Genomic DNA, 25,395 nt, shown 5'->3' on the forward strand with positions numbered 1-25,395 from the left:
GTCCCTCCTGAACAAGCGGGAAACCCTATGGACGCCGCAGGACCCGCGCCAATCACGATCCGGCCACTCCGGGCCCGGACGTCATGATGCCTTGCGTGACGGCGCGTCCGTGCTACGGATGGCACCATGTCAGTCTGGGGCAAATTGTTCGGCGGCGCTGCCGGGTTCGCAATCGGTGGGCCGTTCGGCGCGCTGATGGGCGCAGCTCTTGGCCATGCCGCCGATCGCGGTTCGCTGCTGGAAGCTCCGGCCGGAGGCTGGGGCGACGCCTGGGCCGCGCGGGGACGGCCCGATCCGAATGGGGCCGCTTTTTTCGCGGCGGCCAAGCTCTCCGCCCTCATGGGCAAGCGCGAGCAGGTCTATGCGATCGGGATCGTCGCGCTGTCGGCCAAGCTGTGCAAGATCGACGCGCCGGTAAACCGGATCGAGATCGAGACCTTCAAGCGCTGCTTCCAGATCCCGACGGAGAATGCGCGCGAGGTGGGACGCCTGTTCGATCAGGCCCGCCTGCGCACCGACGATTTCGAAGCCTATGGGCGCGAACTCGGCCGCGCCTATGCCGACGAGCAGCAGCCTCTCGAGGATCTGCTGAGCGCCCTGTTCGTCATCGCGCGCGCTGACAGCCCGGCGCCGGAGCGGGCGCTGCATCCGCGCGAACTCGATTTCCTCGCGCGCCTGCACCGCGCGCTCGGCCTGCCATTGGGTGCCTGGGATCGCGCCGAGCGCGGCGGCGCGCGGCCGAGCCTGGATGAAGCCGACGCCTACGTTATCCTCGGCGTGACCCGCACGGCGACGGACGCCGAAATCCGTACCCGCTGGCGCACCCTGATGCGCGCGCACCACCCGGACGTTCTGTCCCGTCAGGCCCTTTCAGCGGCCGAGCAGGCAGCGGCCCAGGATCGTATCGGCCGGATCAATGCGGCCTGGGACCGGATCAAACGGGATCGGCGACTGTAAAAGCACAGGCACGGCTCGAACGCTCCGATCGGTTCGGGAGGCGATGACGCGCAATCGGGAAACGGTATCCAAGCCAGCCGCCGCGTGCTTGGCCTGAGCACACATGTCTTCGCCACGCAGCGGGCATTTTCAGTGCGGTTCCGGCACGACAAACGCTGCTGAGCTCATGAGACGTCAGGCGTGAGCAGCGATCCCGCCGAAGACCGCTGCATCGTGGATCGGTGCAGGCGTCTGTACTGGAACTGGCTTTCGTCAGACGAACAGAGCCTTTGAGCGGGCCATAGAGCCTCGCCTTCCTTCGATTGCGGCCCATCGCTGCCGGTAGCGCTTTCCAAAAACGCGGGACATCATGGCGTATTCTACGCACGCCACCGTCGCTTTTCGGGCAGCGCCCGCCCTTTAATCTTTATCGTAGGAGGGGCGTGGTCAATTCCGATCCTCGCAGCTATTTTCCTGCGCATCGGAAGACCGCACTCTTCCGGCCTTCATGACGTCGCGGACACCACGCGGGCCAGTCCTGTCTCCGGAGTCCTGTCTTGCGACGATTGACCCTTATTGCCGTCGGAACGTTTGGCTTGGTCATGGCAGTGTGCGGCGGAGGCCTGCTGGCCCTTTCGCACGCCAACCTTGCAGGTATCGCGACAACGAAACTGACGCGGGCCACGCAGCGGGACGTGCATATCGGGGCGGTTCACGTCTCACCCGGCCGCTGGCTGACGCTCGACGTGAACGATCTCAGCATCGCCAACATTCCCGGCGGCCGTCGTCCCCAGATGATGACGCTCGGGCATCTGCACGCACGGATCCGCCTGACCTCGCTGCTGCACGGCCCTGTCGAAACCCGTGATCTCGTCGTGACCGACTTCTCCGGTCTGTTCGAACGCACGTCGGACCGCACACCGAACTGGCGTTTCGGTCCGCCGTCGCAGCCTGGCCCGGACAAACCCGCACCCGCCGATACAGGCTGGTTTCCCGGCATGCGCGACGCCACGATCAAGGGAAGCGACGTTACGTACTGCTCGGCCAACGGCCATTGCTACCGCGTCGGACTTGATGAGGTCGCCCTCAAGGCACGTGACGACACGGCGCCGCTGGAAATAACAATCGCCGGTTCCTACAATCAGGTGCCTGTCGCCCTGACAGCGCATACGGGACCGATTGCCGTGCTCCGCGATGCCGGGAAACCTTATCCGGCGACCGTGCATGCCACATCCGGTGACCTGACGCTGGATTTCGACGGCACACTGACCGACCTGGTCGATTTCGACGGCGTGGACGGCAGGTTTTCGCTCCGGACGGCGACCGCCGCCCCCCTGATGGCACTGGCGGGTGAGACCGCCGACACCTTCGCGGTTTCTCTCAGCCTCAATGGTCAGTTCATCCACAAGGGCGATCTGTGGAGTGTTACCCAGGGCAAGGGAAATCTGGGCGACAATCCGATCGAAAGCGCCAATCTCACATTCACGGAGGGCAAATCGGGCTCACCGGATCGTCTTGGCGGCGACATGGGATTTGCGAAACTCGACCTGAACGACCTGCTTCCCACATCGAAAGGCGATCCGAAGCCGAAGCGCCATATCGATCTGCCCGTGATCGCGCCTTCCAGCCCCGATCCGCTGCTGGACCTGCGTCTGTCTGCACGCTCCCTGCATTACAACGAGCTCGAATTTTCCAGCGCTGCCATCGCGTTGAAGCAACAGCCCGGCCGGATCGACATCTCGTCGCTTCAGCTCGGCTGGCTCGGTGCGACGCTGCGTGCCTCCGGCGCCATCGAGAACCGGCAGGGCGGGTCGCGCATCCGCGCGGCCATCGACGTGACGGGGGCGGATATCGATCGCTTTCGGCGTCAGGCCGGGCTGGCGCCCGTCCCTGTCTCGGGCGCGCTGTCCTTCCGCGTTCGCGCCAATGCCGACAAGGTCCATACGCTCAACGAGGCATCACGGAAGGCGGATGTCGACGCAGTGGTGGGCATGAACAGCGGTGTCATCAGCCAGAAGGTGATCGACATCGCATCCATGAATGTCGGCCTGCTTTTCCGAAAGGCATCGGGCACGACGCCCGTCACGTGCCTTCTCGGCGCGCTCGTCATGCGTCATGGCGATGGGACGGTCGTGCCGCTCCGGATCTACACATCCAAGGGATCCATCGTCGGCGAAGCCATGTTCGATCTCGACCGGCGTTGGTTCGAACTGGCCTTTCAGAGCCGGACTCCCGGCCTGCTGGCGCTGGACATTCCGATCCGGGTCAGCGGCCCGTTTGATAACCCGTCCATCGGCCTTGCCGGATGGTCCGCCAGAGGCCGCGCGTTGCTGAAGGCCGCCCGAACCGCCAATGCGCTTCCTGCGGGGCTGGAGGATTTTTCAGCAGGCAAGGCCTGTCTGTAGGGCGGCACTGAAGCGAAACAGGCGAGCAGGCCGCCCGGATCCGGCTGGCAACAGCTTCCGCAGCGCTTCCAACATTGGCCTTCAGTCTGGTCTCCCGGAGTGCTGCGTCTGCCTTCAGGAGCATCGGGATTTTCCGAAATGCCGTAGTCCGGCAATGGTGTCCGCTGGAGACAATTCCGGGCGATCAGCCAGGTCTTGCCGCGCCCTGAGTGAGCCGCTAGGCGTCCCGCCGACTATCGCGCACCGTCAGCGCCGTCACCAGCAGGGCGACAACCGAGACGGCGGCGAACACCAGATATGTGTTCGAAAATCCGTAGCGCTCCACGACTTCGCCGCTCAGCAGGTTGCTGAACATCGAGCCGCCTGCCATGCACAGCGCGACGAAGCCCAGCGTCACATTGAACCGGCCGGTACCCTGCGTCAGGTCTGCCGCAATGACGACGCTCGTGACCGAGAAGATGCCGGAGGCAACGCCGTCGAGCAGCTGGATCGCGATCACGCCGGGAATGCTCAGGCCCCCGTGCACCGCCCAGGCGAACAGCAGACCGCGCAAGGGGAGCACCGCAAAGCCCGCGAGCCACAGGACCCGGCGGCTCACGCCCCTGTCGAGTGCACGACCGACACAGAAGGCGGCCCCTGCCATCACCACCTGGGCCGCCACCACGCAGCCGCTCAGCGCCAGCAGATCGCCCTTGGGATGGGTCAGCGTCAGCGCCTGGCCTGCCAATGGCAGCATCGCGGCATTGGCGAAGAAGAACAGGGCGATCGACGTCAGGAAAGCCAGGATATCCGGCCGCAGAAAGACTTTCCCGAGTGGCACGGGACGTCCGTTTTCGCCTCCTCCCCGGGCCTGTTCGTGATCGATCTCGTCCGGCCGTACCATGAGGGTGGATGCAAGGCTTGCGATCGAGAAGCCGCAGATCAGCGCGAAGATCCAGCCGATGCCAAGCAGCTGCCCGCACAGTCCGGTGAGACTGGCGGCCACGAACGAGCCGACATGGTTGACGGTTTCGTTGCGCGCCGTGCGATCCGCCATGGCTTTCGGCCCGACGAGGCCGAGCGTGATCGCACTGATGGCGCAGGGAAGGACGGCCGATCCGGCTCCCAGCACGATCTGGGCGCCGATGACCGGCCAGTAGTCCGCAAACCGCGCGATGACGAGACTGGCAATGGCAATGCCCAGCGCCGCGCCGATGACCATGGCCCGCTTGATGCGGAAACGATCGACGATCAGTCCGGCCGGAAGCTGGGCCAGCGCGAGGGCCGCGGCACTGGCTGCGAGTGCCCGGCCGATCTGGAGGCCGTCCCAGCCGTGCACCGTCAGGTACACGGTCAGGTAGGGACCAAGACCGCCCTGCACGTCGGCAGCGAAGAAGTTGATGAGCCCGAGGCCCAGGAGGCTGCGCCGGGAAGGCGCCTGTCTGTCGTCGGTCACGCGGCCATATTCAGATCAGAGACAAGAAGGCGGCGCACCGCGTGAGCACCGCCAGAGAACGTCCGGCGCTAACGTGGCCCCAGTCGACCCGGTTTGCCGCGCATCGCGCCCCGACACAGTTCGTCGCACAGGACACGCGGCTTTTACGGAATCAGTGGTTCGAGAAGTGGAACGTGGTCGTGTAGTCGAACGTCTCGCCGGGGTTCAGACGCGTGGTGGGGAACTGCGGATGGTTCGGGCTGTCGGGATAATGCTCGGCCTCGAACGCGATCGCATCCGTCTGGCGATAGGCATGACCCGAAATGCCGGCATATCCACCGTCCAGCGAATTGGACGTATAGACCTGAAGCCCGGGCTGGTTGGTCAGCACCTGCATCGAGCGGCCCGAGCGCGGGTCATAGACATTGGCCGCCAGACGCGGCGCCTGCCCGTATGGTCCGTTGACGATCCAGTTCATGTCGTAGCCGCGCGCATACATCATTTGCGGATCGTTGCTGCGCAGACGCGCGTTGATTTCCGTGGGCTTGGTGAAATCGAGCGGGGTGCCGGCGACGGGCGCCGTCTGGCCGGTCGGGATCGACGTCGCATCCGTGGGCGTGAAGCTGTCGGCGTTGATCGTCAGGATTTCGTGGGCGATCGACCCCGATCCTTCCCCGCCCAGGTTCCAGTAGGAATGATTGGTCAGGTTCAGGACCGTGGAGGTGTCGGTCGTTGCCTTGTAATGAAGGCTCAGGCTGTCGTTGTCGTCGAGCGTATAGGTGACATGGGTGGTCAGTGTGCCGGGGAAGCCCTGATCGCCATTCGGGCTGACCAGCGTCAGCGTGACGGAGGCGGCATGGGCGTCATGATGCAGACCGCCCACGGTCCAGACGTTTTTGTCGAAGCCCCGGGTGCCGCCGTGCAGGGCGTTCGGCGGCGCGGTCACCGCGATATGGTAGGACTTGCCGTCGAGCGAGAAATTGCCGCCGGCGAGGCGGTTCGCATAACGGCCGATGACAGCACCGAAGAACAGGCCGCCCTTGGCTGAATCGACGGTATAGCCATGCAGGTCTTTGAACCCGAGCACGACGTCGCCCGTATGGCCGTCACGGTCGGGGGTCTCCACCGACTGGATCACGCCGCCATAGGACAATACGCGGACCGTCACGCCGTGATCGTTCGTGAGCGTCATGATCGAGACCGGCTTGCCGTCGGGCGTCGTGCCGAACGGAGCGCGCATCACGCCCGGTGCGGCCTGTGCTGCGGGCATCATGAGCGCAGGTGCCACGTAGAGCGCGGTTGTCACGGCCAGGAGGCGAGCCGGTTTCGACGTGCGCATGGCCCGGGCGAATGGCATCATGGAATGGTCCTCGTGAGCTGTTGATTTGCGGCCACACTGGTCGCAAAAACAACACTCTTCAACCCGCTGCATGAACCAAGCGGCAATCTGTAGCGGCGTTTCGTCGTTCCGCACGGCAGTGATGCGACCTGTGCGCAGATTGCGCGAGGGGCGTGCCATGCTACACGATGTTGACGCCAGGCCGGGCTTCGGATCCCGCTCGCGCCCCCGCCTGTCGCGGCTGTGGCGCGGTCGGGTTGCGGTTCCGGGTGCCTGGCCGTCGATAGGGTCTCCGCGCAGGTTTCTGGAAGGCGCGGACAGAGGGTTGGTGCGTTCGGCGGTCCCGCAACATGGCGGGATTGCGGTGCGTGCCACGCAGGGTTTGGGGATTTAGATGCTCACACGCTTAGCCACGTCGGTTTCACGATCGCAGGGCGACACAGGCTCCGACGGGCCGGGACGTGATGCTTATGGACGTGGTGTCCGTCGGCGCTTGGCGGCAGCACTGGCGGTCTGCGGCCTGACGGGCCTTAGCGCCTGCCATGGCCTGTATAACCCGCCGCCGAAGGATCCCGATGCGCTCGCCGACTACAAGGAGGCGAACGATCCCTACGAGCCGCTGAACCGCAAGATGTACGGCGTGCAGATGTGGGCGTTCAAATACGTCATCAAGCCGGTCGGCAAGGCATGGATCTGGGTCCTGCCGAGCCCCGTGCGCCGTTCCCTCGGCAACATCGCGGAAACCTGGAACCAGCCGGTGGTGTTCTTCAGCGATGTCGGCGCGGCGCGGCCGCGCCGGGCGGGCGATGCGTTCGTGCGCTATGCGATCAACATGACCGCGGGCGCTGCGGGCCTGTTCGATGTGGCGAAATACGCAGGCTACCCGCATCATGACGGTGGCGCCGGCCTGATGATGGCGAGCTGGGGCATGCCGAGCGGCCCTTACCTGTTCGTCCCCGGAACCGGGCCGACCACGATCCGCGATGGCGTCGGCACGGGTGTGGACATCGTGTTCCAGCCGCTGACATGGGTGCCCAGCGGCTACGGCCTGCTGACTTTCTATACCGCCTATAGTACTGCAGGAACGATCAACGCGTTTGCTGATCACATCCAGGATTTCGACCAGGTCGAACGCGACTCGCTCGATCCCTATGCCACCATCCGCAGCGCCTGGCAGCAAAACCGCCAAAGCCAGGTGGACACGATCCGCAACGATCACCGGGCGACCACCCCGGACTGGTATAACTGAGGACCTTGGACATGCCCCTCTCCCCGCCGCGCCCTCGCCGGTCCCTGACGCGCCGCAGTGGTATGGCATGCATCGCCGCTGCCCTGTCGGCCCTGATCGCCATCAGCCTGCCCTTCGGTTCCGCCCGGGCCGCAACCGAGGCTGAAGCCCGGAACTTCATCGACAGCTTTGGCGGCAAGCTCGTTGCGATCGTCAATTCGGACCAGTCGCTGGATGCCAAGAAGCAGGCCGTTCTGCCGCTGCTGCAGCAGAACGTCGATGTGTCGCTGATCGGCAGGTTCTGCCTCGGTCGCTACTGGCGGAATGCAACACCCGAGCAGCAGCAGCGCTATCTCGATCTGTTCGACCACGTGCTGGTCAATGCGATCACCGACAAGCTCGGCGATTACCGCGGCGTGCATCTTACCGTGACGAGCGCGGCACCGAGCGGCACCGGCGAGATGGTCAATGCGACACTCACGCGCCCGGGCCAGCCGCCTGCCGAAATGCAGCTTCTGGTCGAGGATTCGAGCGGCGCGCCGAAGGTCGCGGACATGATCGGTGAAGGCGCCAGCCTGCGTCTGACCCAGCGGCAGGACTACGCGTCCTATCTCGCGCGCAATGGCGGCAACGTCGACACGCTGATCGCGGCCCTGCAGCGGCAGCTGGCGCGCCACCACTGATCCGAAGATCGGCCTCCCGACCGGCGCCTGGCCGTTCGGGAGGCCGATCATTCAACGGCATCGCCCGGTCATGGGGCGATACGCCGTCCTTGCCAACGAACCCGTCCCTTCCGGATCAGGGCTTCGCGGCGACATCCTCCCGGCTTTCATAAATCAGCATCTGGTGCCCGCCACGCGGGAACGTCGCGATATGACGCATGCCGATGCTGCCCAGCACGAGGCGTGAAGCGCGGTTGTCTTCCCGCGTGACGGCAATCACGACCGGCTCGCCCTGCTCGTGCGTGAAGCGCAGGGCACTTCCCGCCCCTTCCCGTGCCAGTCCCCGACCCGATGCCCAGGGCCAGAGCGCGATACGCAGGCCGAGGCCGCGTCCATCCGGCCGCTCGTGAACGCCGGTGATGCCGACCATCCGTCGTGCCTCGGGCGCATCGATTTCGTTCATCGTGAACATGCCGACGCCACGGCGGCCCCAGAGCGCCACGTCGGATATGAGTTCATCTTCCGTCTGCTGACGCGACCGGACACCGCCCAGCATCATGCCGAACGCGCCGGCGTCAGCCTTCAGCCGCGCAAGATTGTCCAGATCGCGCCACGATACCGGCTCCAGCAGCAGACGCGGCGTGCGGATCGTGCGGCCGAGCATGGGGCGGGCCCGGCCGTGTCAGCGGTCTGCGTGCGGCACGCGACGGACGCCGCGCGCGGTCAGCGCGCGAGCGGGCGATACTTGATCCGCGCCGGCTCCGTCGCATCGGGACCCAGACGGCGACGCTTGTCTTCCTCGTAATCCTGGAAGTTGCCCTCGAACCACTCGACATGGCTGTCGCCCTCAAAAGCGAGGATGTGGGTCGCGAGACGATCGAGGAACCAGCGATCATGGGTGATGATCACGGCGCAGCCTGCAAACTCCGCCAGCGCATCCTCGAGCGCACGCAGCGTGTCGACGTCGAGATCGTTGGTCGGCTCGTCGAGCAGGATGACGTTGCTTTCCTGCTTCAGCATCTTGGCGAGGTGAACACGGTTGCGCTCACCGCCCGACAGGATGCCGACGCGCTTCTGCTGGTCCGCGCCCTTGAAGTTGAACGCGCCCACATAGGCCCGCGACGGCACCGCCCGCTTGCCGAGATAGATGACGTCCGTGCCGCCGGAAATTTCCTCCCAGACGGTCTTGTTGTCATCGAGCGTGTTGCGCGACTGGTCGACGTAACCGAGTTTCACGGTCTCACCGATCGTCAGCGATCCGCTGTCGGGCTGATCGTCGCCGGTGATCATCTTGAACAGCGTGGACTTGCCCGCGCCGTTCGGCCCGATGACGCCGACGATGCCGCCCGGCGGCAGTTTGAAGCTCAGGTCGTCGATGAGCAGGCGGTTGCCGTAGCCCTTGCGAAGGTCTTCCGCTTCGATGACCGTGCCGCCGAGACGCGGTCCGGGTGTGATGACGATATCGGCCGTGCCGCTCACGCGCTCGCTGCTGGCCGCCAGCATATCCTCGTATTTGGAGATACGCGCCTTGCTTTTGGCCTGACGGGCCTTCGGAGACGAGGCAATCCATTCCTGTTCGGCGGCAAGCGCACGCTGGCGCGCACTTTCTTCCTTCTCCTCCTGCGCCAGACGCTTGCGCTTCTGGGTCAGCCAGGACGAGTAGTTGCCCTCGAACGGATAGCCGCGGCCGCGCTCGATCTCGAGGATCCAGTTCGTGACGTTGTCGAGGAAGTAGCGATCATGGGTAATGACCATGACCGTGCCCTGATAGTCGCGCAGCGTCTTTTCGAGCCACGCCACGCTCTCGGCATCGAGATGGTTGGTCGGCTCGTCGAGCAGCAGGATGTCGGGCTTTTCCAGCAGCAGGCGGCACAGCGCGACGCGACGGCGCTCACCACCCGAAAGCTTGGTGACGGGGCTGTCGGCGGGCGGGCAGCGCAGCGCGTCCAGCGCGATGTCGAGCTTGCGGTCCAGCTCCCAGCCGTCGCCCGCGTCGATCGTTTCCTGCAACTCGGCCTGTTCGGCGAGGAGCGTGTTCATCTCCTCGTCCGACATGGGCTCGGCGAACAGCATCGAGATCTCGTTGAAGCGGTCGACCGCGGCCTTCAGCTTGCCGAAGCCCTGTGCCACGTTCTCGCCGACGGTCAGGTTCTCGTCGAGCTTCGGCTCCTGCTCGAGATAGCCGACGCGCGCGCCTTCGGCGGCCCAGGCCTCGCCGCCGAACTCCTTCTCGATGCCGGCCATGATCTTGAGCAGCGTCGACTTGCCGGCGCCGTTGACGCCGAGAACGCCGATCTTGACCCCGGGAAGGAAGGACAGGGTAATGCCCTTGAAGACCTCCCGACCACCCGGATAGGCCTTCGTCAGGTCCTTCATGACATAGACGTATTGATAAGCGGCCATGAATGGACTCCTGAAAAAGGGTTCTGGCGGGACCCTGCGCCCGGCAGGACTTGAACCCGCAACCAAGCCGTTATGAGCGGCCCGCTCTAACCAATTGAGCTACAGGCGCACAGGTTTGCGGCAGATCGCGCAGATGGCGGGATTTTGCAAGGGTAACCTCGCGTAAAACATGCACGCAAGCCGTGGCTGCCCTGCCGGTGCGGGGGTATGTGACGGGCGGCTGCGCGGGTTACGCTTCACTTCGGGATCGAAGCGGGCCCCTGCAACCCTGCAAGGGCAGCCGATCCCGGAGAGCACCATGTCCGCGGGCCGATCGACACTTCATCGCCTCCCCGGGGCGGACCTGCGCCAGCTGATCACGGGCCTGCGCTGGCTCTATGCGCCCGATCCGGTGATGTTCGGCTACGCCCTGCGCACCACGTTCTCGTCCCTGCTGGCGCTCGGGATCGCACTCTGGATGGAACTGGGCAGCCCGCAATGGGCGGCCCTGACCGTCTGGATGATCGCGCAGGGGACACGGGGACGCAGCCTTGCGAAGGCGCGCTGGCACCTGTTCGGCATGGTGCTGGGCGTCATCTTCGGCGTGGGCCTGGTCGCGGCGTTCCCGCAGGCGCCGATGCTGTTCATCGTGGCACTGGCCTGCGGCATCGGGCTGTTCTGCATGATCGGCACGTTCCTGCCGGGACCGGCCACCATGACCAACTATCGCATCCACGGCATGCGCGCGACCGGCTTCACCTATGCCATCGTCTCGCTCGACGGGATCGCGGACCCGGGCCACATCTTTCGGATCGCCGCCTCCCGCGCGACATACATCCTGCTTGGAATCGTGCTGGAGACGACCATTTCCGGCCTGTTCCAGCTCCGGCTCGTCAAACGGACCCGGGCCCAGCTTGCGGATAATTTCGAAACAGCGCTTTCCGGCTCCATCGCCTCGCTCTGTGCGCTGCTGGAAGGCCAGAAGGAGGCGCTGTCAACGGCGCGCAGTCTGTTCACCACCATCACCACGCTGGGCGACCAGGTCGAATTCGCGGAGGTCGAGCTCGGTCGGGCGACCCATGCCGGCGATCATGCGCGCGCGGCCCTGGCGGACATCGCCATCCTTCTCGCCCGCGGCTTTGACGTCGCAACGCTTATGCGTGTGCCGCTCGCCACCAGCGAAACCTTCAACCGTCAGGCCCATGTCCTGCGGGATTTCCTCCAGACCGTCCCGGACCGTCTGCGCGCGGAGCCCGATGCTTCAAAGATCCTCGACGATTTGCGCGCCCTGCGCCGGACCTGCCGCCATGACGTCACGGACGCGCTGGCCGCCGAGACTGAGCATCCGGCCCATTTCGATCCTCACACGCCGGACGCAGCACATGATTCGCTCGTGCGGCAGGCAATGCTGCATCATGCCCTGATCGCCCTGATCGATGCGCTGCGTATGGCGCTGATGCAGTTCGACGCCAGTCGCGTGGCCCAGCCTCACGACCATTTCCGTGCCCCGATCCGCTCCTATCGCAACTGGCCGCAGGCTGCCGTCAACAGTGCGCGCGCCGCCGTCACCGTCTTCGGGGCCGGGCTGATCTGGGTGACGACGGCGTGGCCGGACGGTCTGACCTTCCTGATGTTCGTGTCGATCGCCTGTTCACTGTTCTCGACGCTCGAGCGTCCGGCACTGGCGACCAAGGCGTTCTTTCACGGGGCCTGCTGCGCGGCTCTTGCCGGCGGCGTTCTGGATCTTGCGCTGCTCGGCACGCCCACGACGTTCGAACTGCTGGCGTTCTGGACCGGCATCGCCATGCTGCTGGGCGGCCTTGCCTTCGCCTATCCGCCGCTAACCCTGCCCGCCGTCGCCTACAACCTGTTTCTGCCCATCATGATCGGGCCGGCCAATTCCGGCCGCACAAACGAGATCACCTACTTCAACACGGCCCTGCCCCTGGTTCTGGGGCTTGCCTATGCCACGTGGATGTTCCGGGTATTCCTGCCCTACAATGTGCGTCACCAGCGGCAGGCCATGCGCGCGCACATCCTGCACGACTTGCGACGGACCGCACGGGCCCGCACGCCGCCGGATACGGACGACATCGTCAGCCGCAATGTGGATCGTTTCGTTCGCCTTCTGACGAATGCCGGCAACACGCCGGCCCCGATCATCGAGACCTATCTGGGCGGCATTCTCTCCGCCATGCGGGTTGCCCTGTGGGTGCGAAGACTGCGCGCAATCCGGCATGTCGGTCTGATCCCGCCTCCTGCGCAACGGGCGATCGGTCTCGTGATCGGGCGAATGAGCCATTTCAGCGGGCGTTACAGCGGTCATTACGGCCGCACGTTGCGCGCAACGCGTCTGGCCATCGCACGTCTGCGCACCTGCGAGCGCATGACGCCGCAGCTCCGCACGCGTGTCGCACTCGTTGCAGCGCTCACCGGCCTCGACATCATCGCGGCCGAGCTGGATGAAAACCGCGCGTTCTTCGACACCCACAACGAGGCGCCCGAAAACTCGGATGCCGGGACATTGTGAAGCCACGACCCGGCGGCTAGGATCATGGCCATACCCTTTCAATCACAGCAGGATCCGCTGACCATGGACGTCTCGAAAATCTCTCCCGGCCGCGACGTGCCCTACGACATCAACGTGGTGATCGAGATCCCGCAGGGTTCTTCCGTCAAATACGAAGTGGACAAGGACAGCGGCGCGATCGTCGTGGACCGCGTCCTGTTCACGCCCATGGCGTATCCGGCAGCATACGGCTTCATTCCGGGCACGCTGGCGGCCGATGGCGATCCGTCGGACGCCCTGGTTCTGATCCCGGCGCCGGTCGTGCCGGGCGCGGTCATTCGCGCACGCCCGATCGGCATGCTGAAGATGACCGACGAGAGCGGCGAAGATGAAAAGATCATCTGCGTGCCGCACGACAAGGTGCATCCGCAGTACAAGGACGTGCAGAAGATCGAAGACCTGCCCGAGATCACGCTGAAGGCGATCGAGCATTTCTTCACCCGCTACAAGGACCTCGAGCCCGGCAAGTGGGTGAAGGTCGATGGCTGGGCCGACAAGGAAGCCGCAGCGGACGCCATCCGTTCGGCCATCATCGCCAAGTAATCCGCAAAAAGGCGCGTGCCGCTCCGGCCCGCGCCTTTTTCTCACGCGTCCCGTTTCACGGCATTGTCGGGGCCGGGGCGCTGCCGGTTTCCGGATCGTAGGCCGGATTGGAAAGGTCGATGGGATTGGCGACCTTGGCAGCCGGCCTGGCACTTTCGCGCCATGCCCGGACCAGCAGGTCCCGCAGCATGGACGCCCCCGCCGCCGTCCGCTCATAGATCATGTCCCGCGCCTTTTTATTCCGGGCGTCCTCAAATGCCCCAGCCTTGTCGAGCACGTAGACGGCACGAACGTCCTGTCGCGAGCGATCCAGATAGGCAAGCATGGCGTTGAACACGTCGCCATCCTGATGCGCGAGCGGCGTCATATGCGCTCGCACATCCGCTTCCGTCAGGCCGATCATGTCCACATAAGTGGACTCGAACTGGCCATGCACTTTCGGATCGCGTGTGAAGCCATCCGGATTGGGGCCGACCCAGCCGTCATGATGGATCGTGACATGCAGCGGCTGCGACCCATCGCCCACGTAATGGCCCATCCAGGCGACATAGAACGCGCAGGCCATCTGCAGGCCGCTCGTGTCCTTGCCCTCGGCCTGCAGCTTGCGCATCCAGCGCATGTCCGCCACAAGGTGGCCGTACCCTTCCGCCACCGCGAAAGGCAGCGTTCCGGTCCACCGAACGTTCATGCGTGCGGCATCGGCCTGCTGCCCGGCCGCCACGAGTTTCTCGTGCTGACGATAGAGCGCCAGTATGAATGCAAATCGCGATCGCGGAATGTCTTTGATGAACGCGAACTGCTCGCGAAACCATCCATGATTGGGATCTTCGGCGATCTTCGAGAACGGTTCCGACGCGCCACGCCAGCTGTCGGGGACGCTCGCGTCTTCGCCGATCTGATCGACATAGCGCTGTAGAAAGACAGGGCCGTCGGCTGGCAGGGCGTCCACCGCTGCGCGATCGATCGCCGTATGGGCGCGACCACCCCATGCGAGCGCCGGGGTCACCGAAGACGCGGCGAGGAAAGCAGCTGATGCAAGCAGAAGTTTTTTCATGATCGGCATGTGCCTCAGAATCCGGTGGAGACAGACACATAGGCGGAGAACGGTGCGCCTATATTGTAGGTCGGTTCGCTGCCGCTGACGGACGTGCCGAAAATGCCTTTTCGCGCCACGGCTGTCGGATTGTCGCCTGTTGGCGAAGACAGGTAGTGATTGTCGCCGATATTGACGATGTTCAGCATGATCTGCGGCGATTTTGCGAAACCGATCCGCTCCAACCGGTATCCGAGCGTCGCATTGGCAACCGTGTAGCTGTGCATCGCCTGATCGTTCATCAGCGTGCTGTATTGTTTGTCGACGTAGTTCAGGTAGAAATTTCCGAACATGTGTCCGTTGTCGTAGGACAGACCGACCGCACCGCTGAACTTGGGCGTCTCCGGCGCAATCTTGCCTTTCGTCGGCAGATAGTCGGTTCCCGTATCGTAGTTGTTGTCGGTGGTTGCATGCAGATACTGCCCCGACAGATACGGGCTGAAATGGTGCCAGGGCTTTAGCCCCAGTTCGGCCTGCACACCGCGGATCGTCTCGCCACCTGCATTGATCGACTGCGAGACGAGAATGTTCGTCCCCGACAGATAGGTGGTGCTGGTCAACTGGTGGTTGGTCAGATTGTCATTGAAGAGGGCAACCGACAGATTATACAAACCCGTATGCCGGAAGCCGACTTCCTCACTGATGGAATATTCCGGCTTGAGATTGACACCCGGCGTACTGCTGGGGGTGGCCGACGTGGGTGAGAAACTTTCAACATAGGACGTCACATTGGCCGGAGCACGGAAAGCCGTCGTTCCGTTGATGTAGATCTGGTTTTTCCGATCCAGCCTGTAGGACAGCTTGATCTGCGGCAATGGCTGGAAATAGCTGCCACCCCCACGATAGGGATCGGCCCCCGGCACCTCGTTCGTCCCCGAGATGGTCAGCATCGCGGCCCGGATACCCGCGTCAGCCAGCAGGCGACCACCGAACAGCGTCAGCGTGTCATCAAGCGAGATCGTGTTAACCTGCTGGGTAAAGTTATAGTTGTACCCACGAAGCTGCGTTCCTCCGAACACATGGATCGAATCGCTCTCGTAATTCGACGGCGTGTTGCCCGCATAATCCACGGGAGAATACGCGGCATACTCGTGATGGGTGTTGTATGCATACCAGTAGCTGAGCGAGACCGTGTTGTTCCTGTGGACCCACGCCAGCGTCGAGTTCAGGCCGGATGCCCGTTGTTCCCATGGATCGAAACGCTGCGTCGTGACCACGCCGTTGACGGCATACGGAACGTTCAACGTTCCATAGGACCGGGTTCCGAAATATCCGCCTGTCACCGGCAGATTCTGTCCGAAAATGGACGGCCCGTGCTGGCTGATGAGGTAGGGCGTCGTGTGGAAGGTGAGGCCCGAGCCCAGGTTGAACTTCAGGGGGGCCGTTATGAAAAGTCCGTCGGGATTATGCTGGTTGAGTTTGTAATAGGACGAATTGCCTGGATAATAATGCGAGGATTCATACTCGCCCGTAGCCCCGCTCGCTTCCCATTTCGCAAGCGACGGGCTGACAAGATTGACCTGCTCCTGCGCAGTCCATCCGAAGCTTATCGACGCGCTGTTGTTGTCTCCCCATTCCTTGAAAAGACGTGCATCGACGTGATGACGGGTCAGACCGCCCGGCCCGCGCCAGTTGTCGTATGACGTGTGGGAATAGGACGCGAAACCATAGACGCCGGTGCGGCCGATTTCCCCGCTGTTGAGACGCAGGAATTCCTTGTTCATGCCATAGGTGCCGCCGGTCGCGGCAATATAGCCGCCCATCTGCTTTGCCGGCGTGATCTCGGATGTTTCAATCTGCCCGCCGACCGCGTTGTACAGCGGCGATGTCAGATCAGAGGATCCTTGCGTGACCTGTACCCGCCCTATGTTTTCGCTATCGACGATCATGGCCGTATAGGGCGCGTAACTCATCGGATCGACGATCGGCACGCCTTCGAAGACATACCCCGTTTCGGTCTCATTGAGACCGCGCAGCATGATGTGATCGTTGGTCACGCCGGCAGGATCGACGCTTGGTGCCAGCACGCCGGGCAGATGCGAGATCAGACTGGCGATATTGCTCGTGGGCGACTGTTTCGCGATGTAGTCGCGCGTGACGGCCGACTGGGAACGCGGAGCGGTCTGGACCGGCATGAGACCGCCGCCCGGCGTCGTATTCGACGTCCCGTCGGGACGCGTTGCAACGCCTGTAACAGAAATTACCTCGCCCTTGCTCGATTTTTTCTGCGCCGGTCCCTGTTTTCCAGATGAGGCCGGAAGATCTGCCGCAGATGCCGCATATCCGTGAAGCATGGTGCCGATGGAACAGGACAAGGCAAGGCAGATGCGGAATACGCTTGTTGGCAGGGGCATAAACACAAACCTGATTGTTGAAAGCCGTCGCCTGCTACCATTCCAGCCGTTCCATTCGATATGGAAATATTATGATGAATTCATGACACCGCGGTTTTTATTGGTTTTACAGCGGTCTATGTATTCGGACCTGTGCGCACAAAAAAAAGCCGCCCCGGTCGGGCGGCTTCGGCGATGCTCAAGCAGCCGAGGTGGCAGGTCAGCGCCCGGCGGGCATTTCCCAGCCGGTCGCCGGCCGATGGAAGTGCGACAGCAGGTCGTGATCGGCAATGTTCGTCAGATCCTTCGATTCGGTCGTCACGAGCTTCGCGGCCGTCGCCTTGTTGAGATGGCTCCGGATCTCATGCAGCGTGGATGCGGGTGCGGCCAGGGCGATACCCTCGACCGCGCTGTCCTGCTGCGCATCGTGGGCGATCGCATCGGCGACCTCGCGGGCGAAGCGTTCCTTGATCTGCGTCCGCGGGTCCGCATGCGGCGTCTTGATCGAGCCGACTTCGGCATGGGCAGGCGCCGTCTGTGCATCGAACGAGCGTGTCGTTCGCAGCTGCTGCCCGTCGTATTTCAGGAAACGGGCCTTGTTGCCGTCAGCAACAACGTAAAGAACGGGATCGAGCGTCGTCATGGAAGATACCTCCAAGCAGTCTACGAAACGGGGCACGACCCCGGCGCGGACTTTAACGGGCGCATACGGCAGACGGTTGCGGTGCGGTCTTGGCTGGTCGTCGGGACTTCGATGGCATTTCCTGGTTGCAGGTCAGGCAAACTGTGCCAATGTAAGGTTCAAGGCAGGTCGCCGGGCGGTCGGGGGTAGCTCATGAATCTCACGGATACAGTCTCTGTGCTGGGAATCGCGGCGCTTGCGCTGTGCGCACTGGTCACGCGTGCGCCACGTCCGCAGCTTCGTCCCATTCCCGTACGCGCAAATCGCAGCGGCAGCCGCAGGGCCTGACGGATCACGAGACAGGGCGTGGCCTGAACCGGGCTGGTATTCCAGCCTGTTGCAGCGCACAGTCAGGCCATGTCTTTCCTGTACCGCACTCCCAGCCAGCCGGTCCCAGAACAGGGACGCGCCGGCGTTCTGCTCGTCAATCTCGGTACGCCTGACGCGCTCGGCTACCGGGCTGTCCGACGCTATCTGCTTGAATTCCTGTCGGACCGGCGGGTCATCGAGGCCTCGCCGTTCATCTGGCAGCCGATCCTCCGCGGCATTGTTCTGGCAACGCGTCCATTCACCAGCGGCGCGAATTACGCCCGGATCTGGGATCGGACGCGCGACGAAAGCCCCTTGCGAACCCATACACGCGGACAGGCCGAGGGGCTGGCCGCGCGCCTGAAGGATGAGGGCGTGCCCGTGGAATGGGGCATGCGCTACGGCAATCCGTCCGTCGCCGCCGCCATGGACCGGCTGATGGATGCCGGATGTGACCGCATCGTGGTGCTCCCGCTTTATCCCCAGTACAGTGCGACCACGACAGCCACAGCGAACGATCAGGTTTTCCGCGCGCTCATGGAGCTTCGTCGGCAGCCTGCGATCCGGACCGTGCCCCCCTTCCCGGACGACGCGCGCTACATCGACGCCCTGTCGAAGTCGATCCGCACATCCCTTTCGGCCTTGCCGTTCCGCCCCCAGCGTCTCGTCGCGTCGTTTCACGGCATTCCGAAGGCATACGTGGAAAAGGGCGATTCCTATCCTCAGGATTGCGAGCGCACGATCACGGCCCTGCGACAGTCGCTCGACCTTCGGGAAGAGCAGATGCCGCTGACCTATCAGTCCCGTTTCGGGCCGACAGAGTGGATCCAGCCCTATACCGCGCCATTCGTCGCGGGCCTTCCGGCCGAGGGCATCACGCGCATCGCCGTGGTGATGCCCGGCTTCATGACGGACTGCATCGAGACGCTGGACGAAATCGGCCGTGAACTCCGCGAGGAATTCATGCATGCGGGCGGAGAAGAGTTCGCACTGGTGCCGTGCCTCAATGCAAGCCCCGAGGCGATCGACCTGATCGAGGCGCTGTCGCGGGACTCTCTGGCAGGCTGGCTCTGATCCGCCTGCCCGGCGCGTTGCCGGGGACGATACCGAAGAGCCGAATGGTAGCTTCATTCCCGGCGCCTGTTGCCAGGCGCCGGGGCGGATGTCAGTGACCCGGAGGCGCGGGCGGGTTGGTGGCGGGGCCGGTGGTGGCGGGTCCTGATGCACCGGGTGCCGTTGTTCCATCCGTCGGATGCTCGTGATCCCAGAGAGCCGCCTTCTGCTGATACGTCAGGGCGTTGTGATGACGCTGCAGCCAGCTCTGGTTCGGATCCGCCGGGTGTTCCTTGTCGTAGAGCGCTGCCTTCTCGCGAAGGCCCTTGCGATATTCATGCCGCGTGACCATGCCCGTCACGCATCCGCCTGTCGCGCCCAGGACGCCGTGGTGGACGAGATGACCACCGACCGCGCCGGCTGCGCCGTATTTGATACAGCCGCCCGGTTCGGCATGTGCCATCGGTGCAAGGGCCAAGCCCGAGGCGGTCAGAAAGGCGAAGGCCAGGGATTTTTTCATAGGCGGACAACTCATCATCACGGTTTCGACCACCGCTGAACGCGAAGATGGCCGCGGCTGTTGCGTGATGTAGCACAGTTTTGGCTTGCATGATGACGCTGTTTTGCCTAGGTTTGTGGCATTGTGCCAAAGGCATCTGGCACATGACCGACGCGCGGCCTGGAGCAATCCGGGGCGCGCGTTTTTGTTTTCAGGCCGATTTTCATTTCAGATTGCTCGAACGAGACAGAATTTCCATGACATTCGCCGACATCCTGGCTGCAATTCCGCAGGCCTACACGCTGTATGCAGCTCTCCTGATCCTGTCCTGCAAGATCGTCACGATCTTCATCCGGCCACCGGCCGCGACCTCGCACTGGGCCCCCCTGTTCACGCTGGTCACGACGATCGGCCTCAACGTGGGCTGGGCCACCAACCGGCTTCAGGTCGGTCGCACCGGCATCATGGTGCCGCGCGGCCAGGTTCCTGCCGCCAAGGCGGCCATTGCCGCGGGCGTCTCCACCACACCCTGAGGCGCAGGTCGCACGCGCTCGCGATGCGATTTCCATTTCCGACGATTTTCAGGTCACTGAAGGACATATCCCATGCCTCAGACCATTCGTGCGCTCGGCAAGAAGCCGGCGCGACACGATCCGCAGACCTACCGTCTCGGCGCCGCCCTTCGCGCGCATCTCATCACGCCGCCACCAAGCGCCGACTGGGCGCCGGGCGTGACATGGCCTGTCTGGTGCAATGACACGATCGGCTGCTGCACGCAGGTTTCGGTGGCCAGTGCCATCCGGACCTGGACCGGTGTCGCGCAGGCGCCCGTCCTGCTGTCCGACGCCCAGGTCATTGCGAATTATTCGGCCGAAAGCGGCTACGTCCCCGGGCAGGCTGCCACCGATCAGGGCGGTGTCGAGATCGATGTGCTCAACCGCTGGGTCAAGGACGGCTATGCCCGGCCGGGCCAGCCGGGCCGCGATTACCTCACGGCTTACGGCACCGTCGATCCTCATGACCGCAGCGGCATCATGCGCGCGATCGCCAGTCTGGGCGGCGTGTATATCGGAGTGCAGATCCCGAACTACATCATGCAGTCCGGTGGCGACTGGGTGATCAACGAGAGCGGCGATCAGACCATCGCCGGCGGCCATGCGCTCTGGCTGCACGGCTATGACGCGGACTGGCTTCATTTCAACACCTGGGGCGAGCGCCGCCGGATGTCATGGGACTGGTTCGAAGTGTTCTGCGACGAGGCCTATGGCCTCGTCTCGCGCCAGAACTGGCTCGGCACCACGGGATTTTCCCCCGATCATGAAGACTGCGATGCCCTGATCGCCGAGATGCGCGCGGCCTGACAGGCCAGCACGGCGCGGCGGCAGACCTGAATTTCGGCGGGCCTGCTGCCCCACGGGCGGGCCCGTCGGACCGTTCCCGAAGGAGAGAACCGCAAGCACGACCGATGCGGCAGACATAAAAAAAGCCTCCCGAAGGAGGCTTTTTCTACAGCTTGCGCTGGCTCACTCGGCCTTGAGATTGGCCGCCGACATCTTGCCGTTCTGGCCTCTCTGCAGCTCGTAGGAGATGGCCTGGCCTTCGTTGAGGCCGCTCATCCCTGCACGCTCAACGCTCGAGATATGCACGAACACGTCGTTCGAGTTGTCATCCGGCTGAATGAAGCCGAAGCCCTTCTGCGCGTTGAACCACTTAACTTTGCCTGTAGCCATGACAGGTCTCCTTAACACACGGGCCTGCGCGATATTACGCAGGAAAAAAACTTCTCTTCGGAGACATCAGGATTCAGCTTGCGAAGGGTACCAAAACATCTGTCCGGGGGAAAAGCGCGCCCGTGTGGATGTGTCTATACCCCTGCTGCCCAAGACGCACGCTAAATCGTGCGGATAACCCTGAATAATACGCAATCACATTTGCAGTCGACAAGGCTCATGGCGCAAACATTGGCGTTTAACCGCCATTTTCAGGGCAGGATGCCGCCACGAAACATGCTCTGAGACAAGCCGCTTTCAGACACGCCCGGTTCCGGCTCATGATTTCGAAAATCGGATTGTGGGATCATCATGCACGCTGACCCGGCTGGGACAGTCCTGGCGCTCCGCCAGATCCCATGAGGAAACCAGTCTGGTCTCCCATGTCGCCGCTGGTCGGAGTGAGAGGATTCGAACCTCCGGCCCCTGCGTCCCGAACACAGTGCTCTACCAGGCTGAGCTACACTCCGGGCGACGCAGCGGGTCATAGCGAAGCGTCGGAACACGCGCAAGATGCCAGCGGGACCTTTTCGCGCGTTTTTCAGCGATCGGCGTTCGATACCGACGCACGAACTGCCGTTACAGCCTCTCGACTTCGCCGGGTGTCGCAGGCGTGGCACCTTCCGACAGCCGGGACAGGGCCGCTGCGACATCGGGCACGACTTCGAACAGGTCGCGTGCCGTCGGGCTGGCGAAACCCTGTGCGATAGCCGCATCGACCGCCGCCACGACGAAGCGCGACCAACCTGCGATATCGACGATCAGGATCGGCTTGTCATGCAGTCCGAGCTGACGCCACGTCATGATTTCCATGAGCTCGTCGAACGTGCCGAGGCCGCCCGGCAGGATCAGGAACACGTCCGCGCGCGCGAACATGCGCGTCTTGCGTTCATGCATGGTCTCGGTCACCTCGAGATCCATGACGCCGTGATGCATGACTTCCCGATCCCGCAGGAACGTGGGGATCACGCCATAGACCGCGCCGTTCCGCGAGATCGCTCCGTCGGCGACACTTCCCATGAGCCCCACGTTGCCGCCGCCATAGACCAGCGTAATCCCGGCTTGCGCGAGTCCCATGCCGAGCTCGCGTGCCGCCTGCATGAACGCGGGGTCCACTCCGGGGCGCGACCCACAAAACACGGCAGCAGCGGCAATCCTCATCTCGTTTCCCTTTCGACGCGCAATCAACCTGCGATCAGCGTCGCCTTGCTGCGGGTCTGCCCAGAGCCTGCGACACGATCGCGCCGCCTACACTGCAGGCCCCGGCCAGGAGAAACAACGGGGGATATCCGCCATATTCGGCGACCAGGCCAAGTGCCGGCCCGGAAAAGCCGATCGCGAGATCGAGGAAGACCGAAAACGCTCCCAGCGCGGCACCCCGGTTCTCCGGCCCGGCGCGATCCACCGCCAGCACACCCAGGGCCGGAAAGACCAGCGAGAAGCCGGCACCCGTGATCGCGGCTCCCATGGCGGCAGCCGTCGAACTCCCGCTCCGCCACAGCATCATCAACCCGACAGCCTCGACGACGAGGGACACGACAGCCACCCGCGTGCCGCCGAACCGCCCGATCTGACGCGACAGCACGAAGCGCACCAGGACAAACACCGCACCGAATGCAGCCAGCGCATCCGCCGCCCCGCCCCAGCGCATCGCCGCGTAATACAGGGCGAGATAGGACGAGATCGCACCGAACCCGATCGATCCCAGCGCCAGGGCCGCCCCATGCGGGAAGACGCGCTTGAACACGTCCGTGAACTTCATCAGCGGCCGCTTGGACACCGTCGGCTGCACGTTGTCGTAGGCCCAGATGACCGACAGGCCGAATGCCGGCAGCAGCAGCGACAGCAGACCGACCGTCGTCACCCCGCCGAAGGGATGCGACAGATGCGAGAGCAGTTCGCCGACCGGCGCGCCGAGTGCTATTCCGCCGTACGAACAGACGCCGTTCCACGAGATCGCCTGCGCGGTGTTGGCCGAACCCACCCGCCGGATATTCCAGTAGATGACAGCGGTAGCCGTCCAGCTCTCGGCCCAGCCGAGGATGACGCGGCTGCCTGCCAGCAGGGCCAGCGACAACACCGGCCATGCCGCGAGGAACCCCGCCAGCATCAGCAGAGTGCCGGAAACCACACCCAATGCGAGCCCAGCCACGACCACGGGTTTGGGCCCGATCCGGTCGGTTCGTTGCCCCGCGGACGGACGGAAGGCGAATGTCGCGAAATACTGAAGCGAGATCGCAAGGCCTGCGACCGTTGCAGAATAGAGCAACGTGCGGTGGACGAAGACCGGAATGACGGCCATCGGCAAACCGATGTCGATATAGATAAGGAGATTGAACAGAACGACGAGCAGGATGCGCCTTGTCGGCGAATCCACCGGCGTTCCTTCGGCTTGCATTGCGATGCCCTCTTTCACGACTTTCCCGACCATAGAACGATACGTGTCCGTCGTCACGCAGACGAGCGGTCACGCTTTTGTCGGGCTTGCGACAGGATGCTCATCCGGCGGGAAAGTCCGGACGAGCGATCGTTGCACACGGCCGTCCGGGGTGTCGATCGGCGGCCGGGTGTCAGGGTTTCAGAGTGTTGAGGTTTTCAGAGCAGGTTCTGGGCCCGGCTCAGGATCGACTTGCAGACGCGCTGCTTGAGCGGCTGCGCGAGGTTCGACAGCGAGAACGTATTGCCCGACCCGGTCTCGAGCAGCCCCTGCGAGCCGTTCTGGTAGCCACTGCTGGATGCGACATTGCCCTTGCTGGTCAGCTGGCTGAGTGCAGTGCTGCCGGCACTGCTGGAAACCGCGTTGTTGCTCACGCAGTAGCTCAGGACGCCCGCGACATTGCCCGAACTCGCACTGCTGACGCTCGGCAGGCCCATGTTGCCCATGGCTCCGCTCAGCATGCCGCCTGCCCCGTTGCCGCCGAGCAGGCCACCGGCCGTCCCTTGTGACGTTCCCTGGGTCTGGCCGCCCATGCCGGGGATCTGTGCGAATGCGCCTGATGACATCGCGCCAAGAGACAGGGATACGGCGCAGGCGGCGGCAAAAACAGAACGATTCATGATGGATAAGACTCCCGTTTCGTAAACATGGACCATCGATCCAACGCAAAAGACGCCGAAAGTCTCAAAAAAAGCTCAGGAAAGTCCCGCCTCGGGCTCCCGGCACGGGCCGCTCACAGGTCGAGCGCAAGCGCCAGTTGCCCGGATGTCACCGGTGCCTGCTCGCCTGCCGGCACCAATGCCGACAGGGTGATGCCCAGCAGGCGCACCCCGCGATCGCTGGGAAAGAGCGGTTCGGCCAGTCCGCAGGCGCGGGCATGAAGCTCCTCCGCGGACGCGGGCGGCGCCTGATCCGATCGGGCCCGGGTGATCTGCCGGAAATCGTCGTATTTGACCTTCAGCGTGACGGTGCGGCCCGCGATGCTGCGCTCGGCACTTTGTGCCCAAACCCGGGTGGCAATCGCCAGCAGGGCGTCAGACGCTCCGACGAAATCCTTCAGATCCGTGGAAAATGTGCGCTCGCTGCCCAGAGATTTGCGCAGCCGGTCGGGACTGACCGGACGCTCGTCGATGCCGCGTGCAATCCCGTAGTAGAATGGCGCGATGCGGCCGAAATGCGCCTGCAGTTCGTCAAGGCTGCGCGCACGGAGATCGGCGCCCGTGTGAATGCCGAGCGCATGCATCTTCGCGGCCGTCGCAGGACCGATGCCGTGAAATTTCCCGACGGCCAGCCCAGCCGCGAAGGCCGGTCCCATGCGCGGCGTGATCACGAACAGGCCGTCAGGCTTGCGATGATCGGATGCGAGCTTCGCCAGGAACCGGTTGTAGGAGACGCCGGCCGATGCCGTCAGGCCCGTCTCGGCCAGAATGTCGCGCCGGATGGCCTGTGCGACCTCGGTCGCGCTGCCGAAACCTTTCAGATGATCCGTCACGTCCAGATACGCCTCGTCGAGCGACAGCGGCTGGATCAGTGGCGTGTAGCGCGCGAAGATCGCATGGACCTGCTGTGACACCGCGCGATAGGCGTCGAAACGCGGACGCACGAACACCAGATCCGGGCAACGCCTGCGGGCCGTCACGGATGCCATCGCCGAGCGGACGCCGAACCTGCGCGCCTCGTAGCTCGCCGCCGCGACCACGCCCCGCGCCTCGCCGCTGCCGACTGCCAGCGGCCGGCCGCGC

General features: G+C 63.9%; 22 protein-coding genes and 2 tRNA genes. 9 read left to right on the plus strand and 15 right to left on the minus strand.

Annotated features, from left to right (window positions below; all coding sequences use genetic code 11):
• Nucleotides 1-126 precede the first annotated feature (126 nt).
• Complete coding sequence (locus tag B8446_RS13300) at nucleotides 127-957, plus strand: TerB family tellurite resistance protein (protein WP_048850406.1); 831 nt, start codon at nucleotides 127-129, stop codon at nucleotides 955-957.
• Between the two features lie 581 nt (nucleotides 958-1,538).
• Nucleotides 1,539-3,341 (plus strand): AsmA family protein, encoded by a 1,803-nt coding sequence (locus B8446_RS13305; protein WP_199484119.1) that lies wholly within the window; start codon nucleotides 1,539-1,541, stop codon nucleotides 3,339-3,341.
• Nucleotides 3,342-3,558: 217 nt separating this feature from the next.
• On the opposite strand, the gene B8446_RS13310 is transcribed toward B8446_RS13305, so the two are convergent.
• Both B8446_RS13310 and B8446_RS13315 read right to left on the minus strand, forming a co-directional pair.
• Nucleotides 3,559-4,776, minus strand: a complete 1,218-nt coding sequence (locus B8446_RS13310) for an MFS transporter (RefSeq protein ID WP_048850410.1) — start codon at nucleotides 4,774-4,776, stop codon at nucleotides 3,559-3,561.
• Nucleotides 4,777-4,927: 151 nt separating this feature from the next.
• Nucleotides 4,928-6,112, minus strand: coding sequence for an aldose epimerase family protein (locus B8446_RS13315; RefSeq protein ID WP_456316202.1), 1,185 nt, complete (start codon nucleotides 6,110-6,112; stop codon nucleotides 4,928-4,930).
• Between the two features lie 475 nt (nucleotides 6,113-6,587).
• Here B8446_RS13315 and B8446_RS13320 point away from each other — a divergent pair, with 475 nt between their 5' ends.
• Complete coding sequence (locus B8446_RS13320; protein WP_241767788.1) at nucleotides 6,588-7,343, plus strand: MlaA family lipoprotein; 756 nt, start codon at nucleotides 6,588-6,590, stop codon at nucleotides 7,341-7,343.
• Nucleotides 7,344-7,354: 11 nt separating this feature from the next.
• Nucleotides 7,355-8,005 carry an MlaC/ttg2D family ABC transporter substrate-binding protein gene (locus tag B8446_RS13325; RefSeq protein WP_053053883.1) on the plus strand — a complete coding sequence of 217 codons (651 nt, stop codon included), beginning with the start codon at nucleotides 7,355-7,357 and terminating at the stop codon, nucleotides 8,003-8,005.
• Between the two features lie 115 nt (nucleotides 8,006-8,120).
• Here the strand turns inward: B8446_RS13325 and B8446_RS13330 are convergent, their stop codons facing one another.
• The 3 genes from B8446_RS13330 to B8446_RS13340 all read right to left on the minus strand — a co-directional run bounded on the left by B8446_RS13330 (nucleotide 8,121) and on the right by B8446_RS13340 (nucleotide 10,496).
• Nucleotides 8,121-8,648: a GNAT family N-acetyltransferase gene (locus B8446_RS13330; RefSeq protein ID WP_048850413.1), complete on the minus strand. Its 528-nt coding sequence runs from the start codon at nucleotides 8,646-8,648 to the stop codon at nucleotides 8,121-8,123.
• A gap of 59 nt (nucleotides 8,649-8,707) precedes the next feature.
• Entirely contained in the window at nucleotides 8,708-10,387 is a 1,680-nt protein-coding gene (gene ettA / locus B8446_RS13335) for an energy-dependent translational throttle protein EttA (protein WP_048850415.1), read from the minus strand.
• A 35-nt stretch (nucleotides 10,388-10,422) separates the two neighbouring features.
• A tRNA-Ile gene (locus tag B8446_RS13340) sits at nucleotides 10,423-10,496 on the minus strand.
• A 189-nt stretch (nucleotides 10,497-10,685) separates the two neighbouring features.
• Here B8446_RS13340 and B8446_RS13345 point away from each other — a divergent pair.
• Both B8446_RS13345 and ppa read left to right on the plus strand, forming a co-directional pair.
• Nucleotides 10,686-12,896, plus strand: a complete 2,211-nt coding sequence (locus B8446_RS13345) for an FUSC family protein (RefSeq protein WP_048850417.1) — start codon at nucleotides 10,686-10,688, stop codon at nucleotides 12,894-12,896.
• Nucleotides 12,897-12,959: 63 nt separating this feature from the next.
• Nucleotides 12,960-13,478: an inorganic diphosphatase gene (gene ppa / locus B8446_RS13350; protein ID WP_048850419.1), complete on the plus strand. Its 519-nt coding sequence runs from the start codon at nucleotides 12,960-12,962 to the stop codon at nucleotides 13,476-13,478.
• Between the two features lie 55 nt (nucleotides 13,479-13,533).
• Here the strand turns inward: ppa and B8446_RS13355 are convergent, their stop codons facing one another.
• The 3 genes from B8446_RS13355 to B8446_RS13365 form a co-directional block, all read right to left on the minus strand.
• The gene (locus B8446_RS13355) at nucleotides 13,534-14,532 is read right to left on the minus strand and encodes a phospholipase C/P1 nuclease family protein (protein WP_048850446.1); all 999 of its coding nucleotides are present in this window, start codon (nucleotides 14,530-14,532) and stop codon (nucleotides 13,534-13,536) included.
• A gap of 14 nt (nucleotides 14,533-14,546) precedes the next feature.
• Nucleotides 14,547-16,706 carry a TonB-dependent receptor gene (locus tag B8446_RS13360; RefSeq protein ID WP_158507595.1) on the minus strand — a complete coding sequence of 720 codons (2,160 nt, stop codon included), beginning with the start codon at nucleotides 16,704-16,706 and terminating at the stop codon, nucleotides 14,547-14,549.
• A gap of 418 nt (nucleotides 16,707-17,124) precedes the next feature.
• Complete coding sequence (locus tag B8446_RS13365; RefSeq protein ID WP_048850420.1) at nucleotides 17,125-17,547, minus strand: baeRF12 domain-containing protein; 423 nt, start codon at nucleotides 17,545-17,547, stop codon at nucleotides 17,125-17,127.
• Between the two features lie 396 nt (nucleotides 17,548-17,943).
• Here B8446_RS13365 and hemH point away from each other — a divergent pair, with 396 nt between their 5' ends.
• Nucleotides 17,944-18,969 carry a ferrochelatase gene (hemH, locus tag B8446_RS13370; protein ID WP_048850422.1) on the plus strand — a complete coding sequence of 342 codons (1,026 nt, stop codon included), beginning with the start codon at nucleotides 17,944-17,946 and terminating at the stop codon, nucleotides 18,967-18,969.
• A gap of 91 nt (nucleotides 18,970-19,060) precedes the next feature.
• On the opposite strand, the gene B8446_RS13375 is transcribed toward hemH, so the two are convergent.
• The gene (locus B8446_RS13375; RefSeq protein WP_048850423.1) at nucleotides 19,061-19,468 is read right to left on the minus strand and encodes a hypothetical protein; all 408 of its coding nucleotides are present in this window, start codon (nucleotides 19,466-19,468) and stop codon (nucleotides 19,061-19,063) included.
• 236 nt (nucleotides 19,469-19,704) lie between these two features.
• Between B8446_RS13375 and B8446_RS13380 the strand changes: the two genes are divergently transcribed.
• Together B8446_RS13380 and B8446_RS13385 are read left to right on the plus strand one after the other, a co-directional pair.
• On the plus strand, nucleotides 19,705-19,980 hold the full coding sequence (locus B8446_RS13380) for a hypothetical protein (protein WP_048850425.1): 276 nt from the start codon (nucleotides 19,705-19,707) through the stop codon (nucleotides 19,978-19,980).
• A gap of 72 nt (nucleotides 19,981-20,052) precedes the next feature.
• On the plus strand, nucleotides 20,053-20,808 hold the full coding sequence (locus tag B8446_RS13385) for a C1 family peptidase (protein ID WP_048850428.1): 756 nt from the start codon (nucleotides 20,053-20,055) through the stop codon (nucleotides 20,806-20,808).
• A gap of 162 nt (nucleotides 20,809-20,970) precedes the next feature.
• On the opposite strand, the gene B8446_RS13390 is transcribed toward B8446_RS13385, so the two are convergent.
• The 6 genes from B8446_RS13390 to dinB all read right to left on the minus strand — a co-directional run.
• Complete coding sequence (locus B8446_RS13390; protein ID WP_048850430.1) at nucleotides 20,971-21,177, minus strand: cold-shock protein; 207 nt, start codon at nucleotides 21,175-21,177, stop codon at nucleotides 20,971-20,973.
• Between the two features lie 432 nt (nucleotides 21,178-21,609).
• Nucleotides 21,610-21,686: transfer RNA gene (locus B8446_RS13395), tRNA-Pro, on the minus strand.
• A 109-nt stretch (nucleotides 21,687-21,795) separates the two neighbouring features.
• Nucleotides 21,796-22,377 (minus strand): LOG family protein, encoded by a 582-nt coding sequence (locus B8446_RS13400; protein WP_048850432.1) that lies wholly within the window; start codon nucleotides 22,375-22,377, stop codon nucleotides 21,796-21,798.
• A 34-nt stretch (nucleotides 22,378-22,411) separates the two neighbouring features.
• Nucleotides 22,412-23,614 carry an MFS transporter gene (locus B8446_RS13405; protein WP_048850450.1) on the minus strand — a complete coding sequence of 401 codons (1,203 nt, stop codon included), beginning with the start codon at nucleotides 23,612-23,614 and terminating at the stop codon, nucleotides 22,412-22,414.
• 197 nt (nucleotides 23,615-23,811) lie between these two features.
• A complete protein-coding gene (locus tag B8446_RS13410; RefSeq protein WP_048850434.1) occupies nucleotides 23,812-24,273 on the minus strand; it encodes a DUF2501 domain-containing protein in 462 nt (153 codons plus the stop codon).
• 113 nt (nucleotides 24,274-24,386) lie between these two features.
• On the minus strand, nucleotides 24,387-25,395 hold a 1,009-nt coding region (gene dinB / locus B8446_RS13415; RefSeq protein ID WP_048850435.1), incomplete at its 5' end, for a DNA polymerase IV.

Source organism: Tanticharoenia sakaeratensis NBRC 103193 (genome assembly GCF_000963885.1).
Classification (GTDB): domain Bacteria; phylum Pseudomonadota; class Alphaproteobacteria; order Acetobacterales; family Acetobacteraceae; genus Tanticharoenia; species Tanticharoenia sakaeratensis.

What these genes read in the sequence shown, in the direction of transcription:
- B8446_RS13300 (WP_048850406.1), top strand. Translation starts at nt 127, where the DNA reads ATGTCAGTCTGGGGCAAATTGTTCGGCGGCGCTGCCGGGTTCGCAATC.
- B8446_RS13305 (WP_199484119.1), top strand. Translation starts at nt 1,539, where the DNA reads ATGGCAGTGTGCGGCGGAGGCCTGCTGGCCCTTTCGCACGCCAACCTT.
- B8446_RS13315 (WP_456316202.1), bottom strand. Translation starts at nt 6,112, where the DNA reads ATGCCATTCGCCCGGGCCATGCGCACGTCGAAACCGGCTCGCCTCCTG.
- B8446_RS13325 (WP_053053883.1), top strand. Translation starts at nt 7,355, where the DNA reads ATGCCCCTCTCCCCGCCGCGCCCTCGCCGGTCCCTGACGCGCCGCAGT.
- B8446_RS13330 (WP_048850413.1), bottom strand. Translation starts at nt 8,648, where the DNA reads ATGCTCGGCCGCACGATCCGCACGCCGCGTCTGCTGCTGGAGCCGGTA.
- ettA (WP_048850415.1), bottom strand. Translation starts at nt 10,387, where the DNA reads ATGGCCGCTTATCAATACGTCTATGTCATGAAGGACCTGACGAAGGCC.
- B8446_RS13345 (WP_048850417.1), top strand. Translation starts at nt 10,686, where the DNA reads ATGTCCGCGGGCCGATCGACACTTCATCGCCTCCCCGGGGCGGACCTG.
- ppa (WP_048850419.1), top strand. Translation starts at nt 12,960, where the DNA reads ATGGACGTCTCGAAAATCTCTCCCGGCCGCGACGTGCCCTACGACATC.
- B8446_RS13355 (WP_048850446.1), bottom strand. Translation starts at nt 14,532, where the DNA reads ATGAAAAAACTTCTGCTTGCATCAGCTGCTTTCCTCGCCGCGTCTTCG.
- B8446_RS13360 (WP_158507595.1), bottom strand. Translation starts at nt 16,706, where the DNA reads ATGCCGGTCCAGACCGCTCCGCGTTCCCAGTCGGCCGTCACGCGCGAC.
- B8446_RS13365 (WP_048850420.1), bottom strand. Translation starts at nt 17,547, where the DNA reads ATGACGACGCTCGATCCCGTTCTTTACGTTGTTGCTGACGGCAACAAG.
- hemH (WP_048850422.1), top strand. Translation starts at nt 17,944, where the DNA reads ATGTCTTTCCTGTACCGCACTCCCAGCCAGCCGGTCCCAGAACAGGGA.
- B8446_RS13375 (WP_048850423.1), bottom strand. Translation starts at nt 19,468, where the DNA reads ATGAAAAAATCCCTGGCCTTCGCCTTTCTGACCGCCTCGGGCTTGGCC.
- B8446_RS13380 (WP_048850425.1), top strand. Translation starts at nt 19,705, where the DNA reads ATGACATTCGCCGACATCCTGGCTGCAATTCCGCAGGCCTACACGCTG.
- B8446_RS13385 (WP_048850428.1), top strand. Translation starts at nt 20,053, where the DNA reads ATGCCTCAGACCATTCGTGCGCTCGGCAAGAAGCCGGCGCGACACGAT.
- B8446_RS13390 (WP_048850430.1), bottom strand. Translation starts at nt 21,177, where the DNA reads ATGGCTACAGGCAAAGTTAAGTGGTTCAACGCGCAGAAGGGCTTCGGC.
- B8446_RS13400 (WP_048850432.1), bottom strand. Translation starts at nt 22,377, where the DNA reads ATGAGGATTGCCGCTGCTGCCGTGTTTTGTGGGTCGCGCCCCGGAGTG.
- B8446_RS13405 (WP_048850450.1), bottom strand. Translation starts at nt 23,614, where the DNA reads ATGCAAGCCGAAGGAACGCCGGTGGATTCGCCGACAAGGCGCATCCTG.
- B8446_RS13410 (WP_048850434.1), bottom strand. Translation starts at nt 24,273, where the DNA reads ATGAATCGTTCTGTTTTTGCCGCCGCCTGCGCCGTATCCCTGTCTCTT.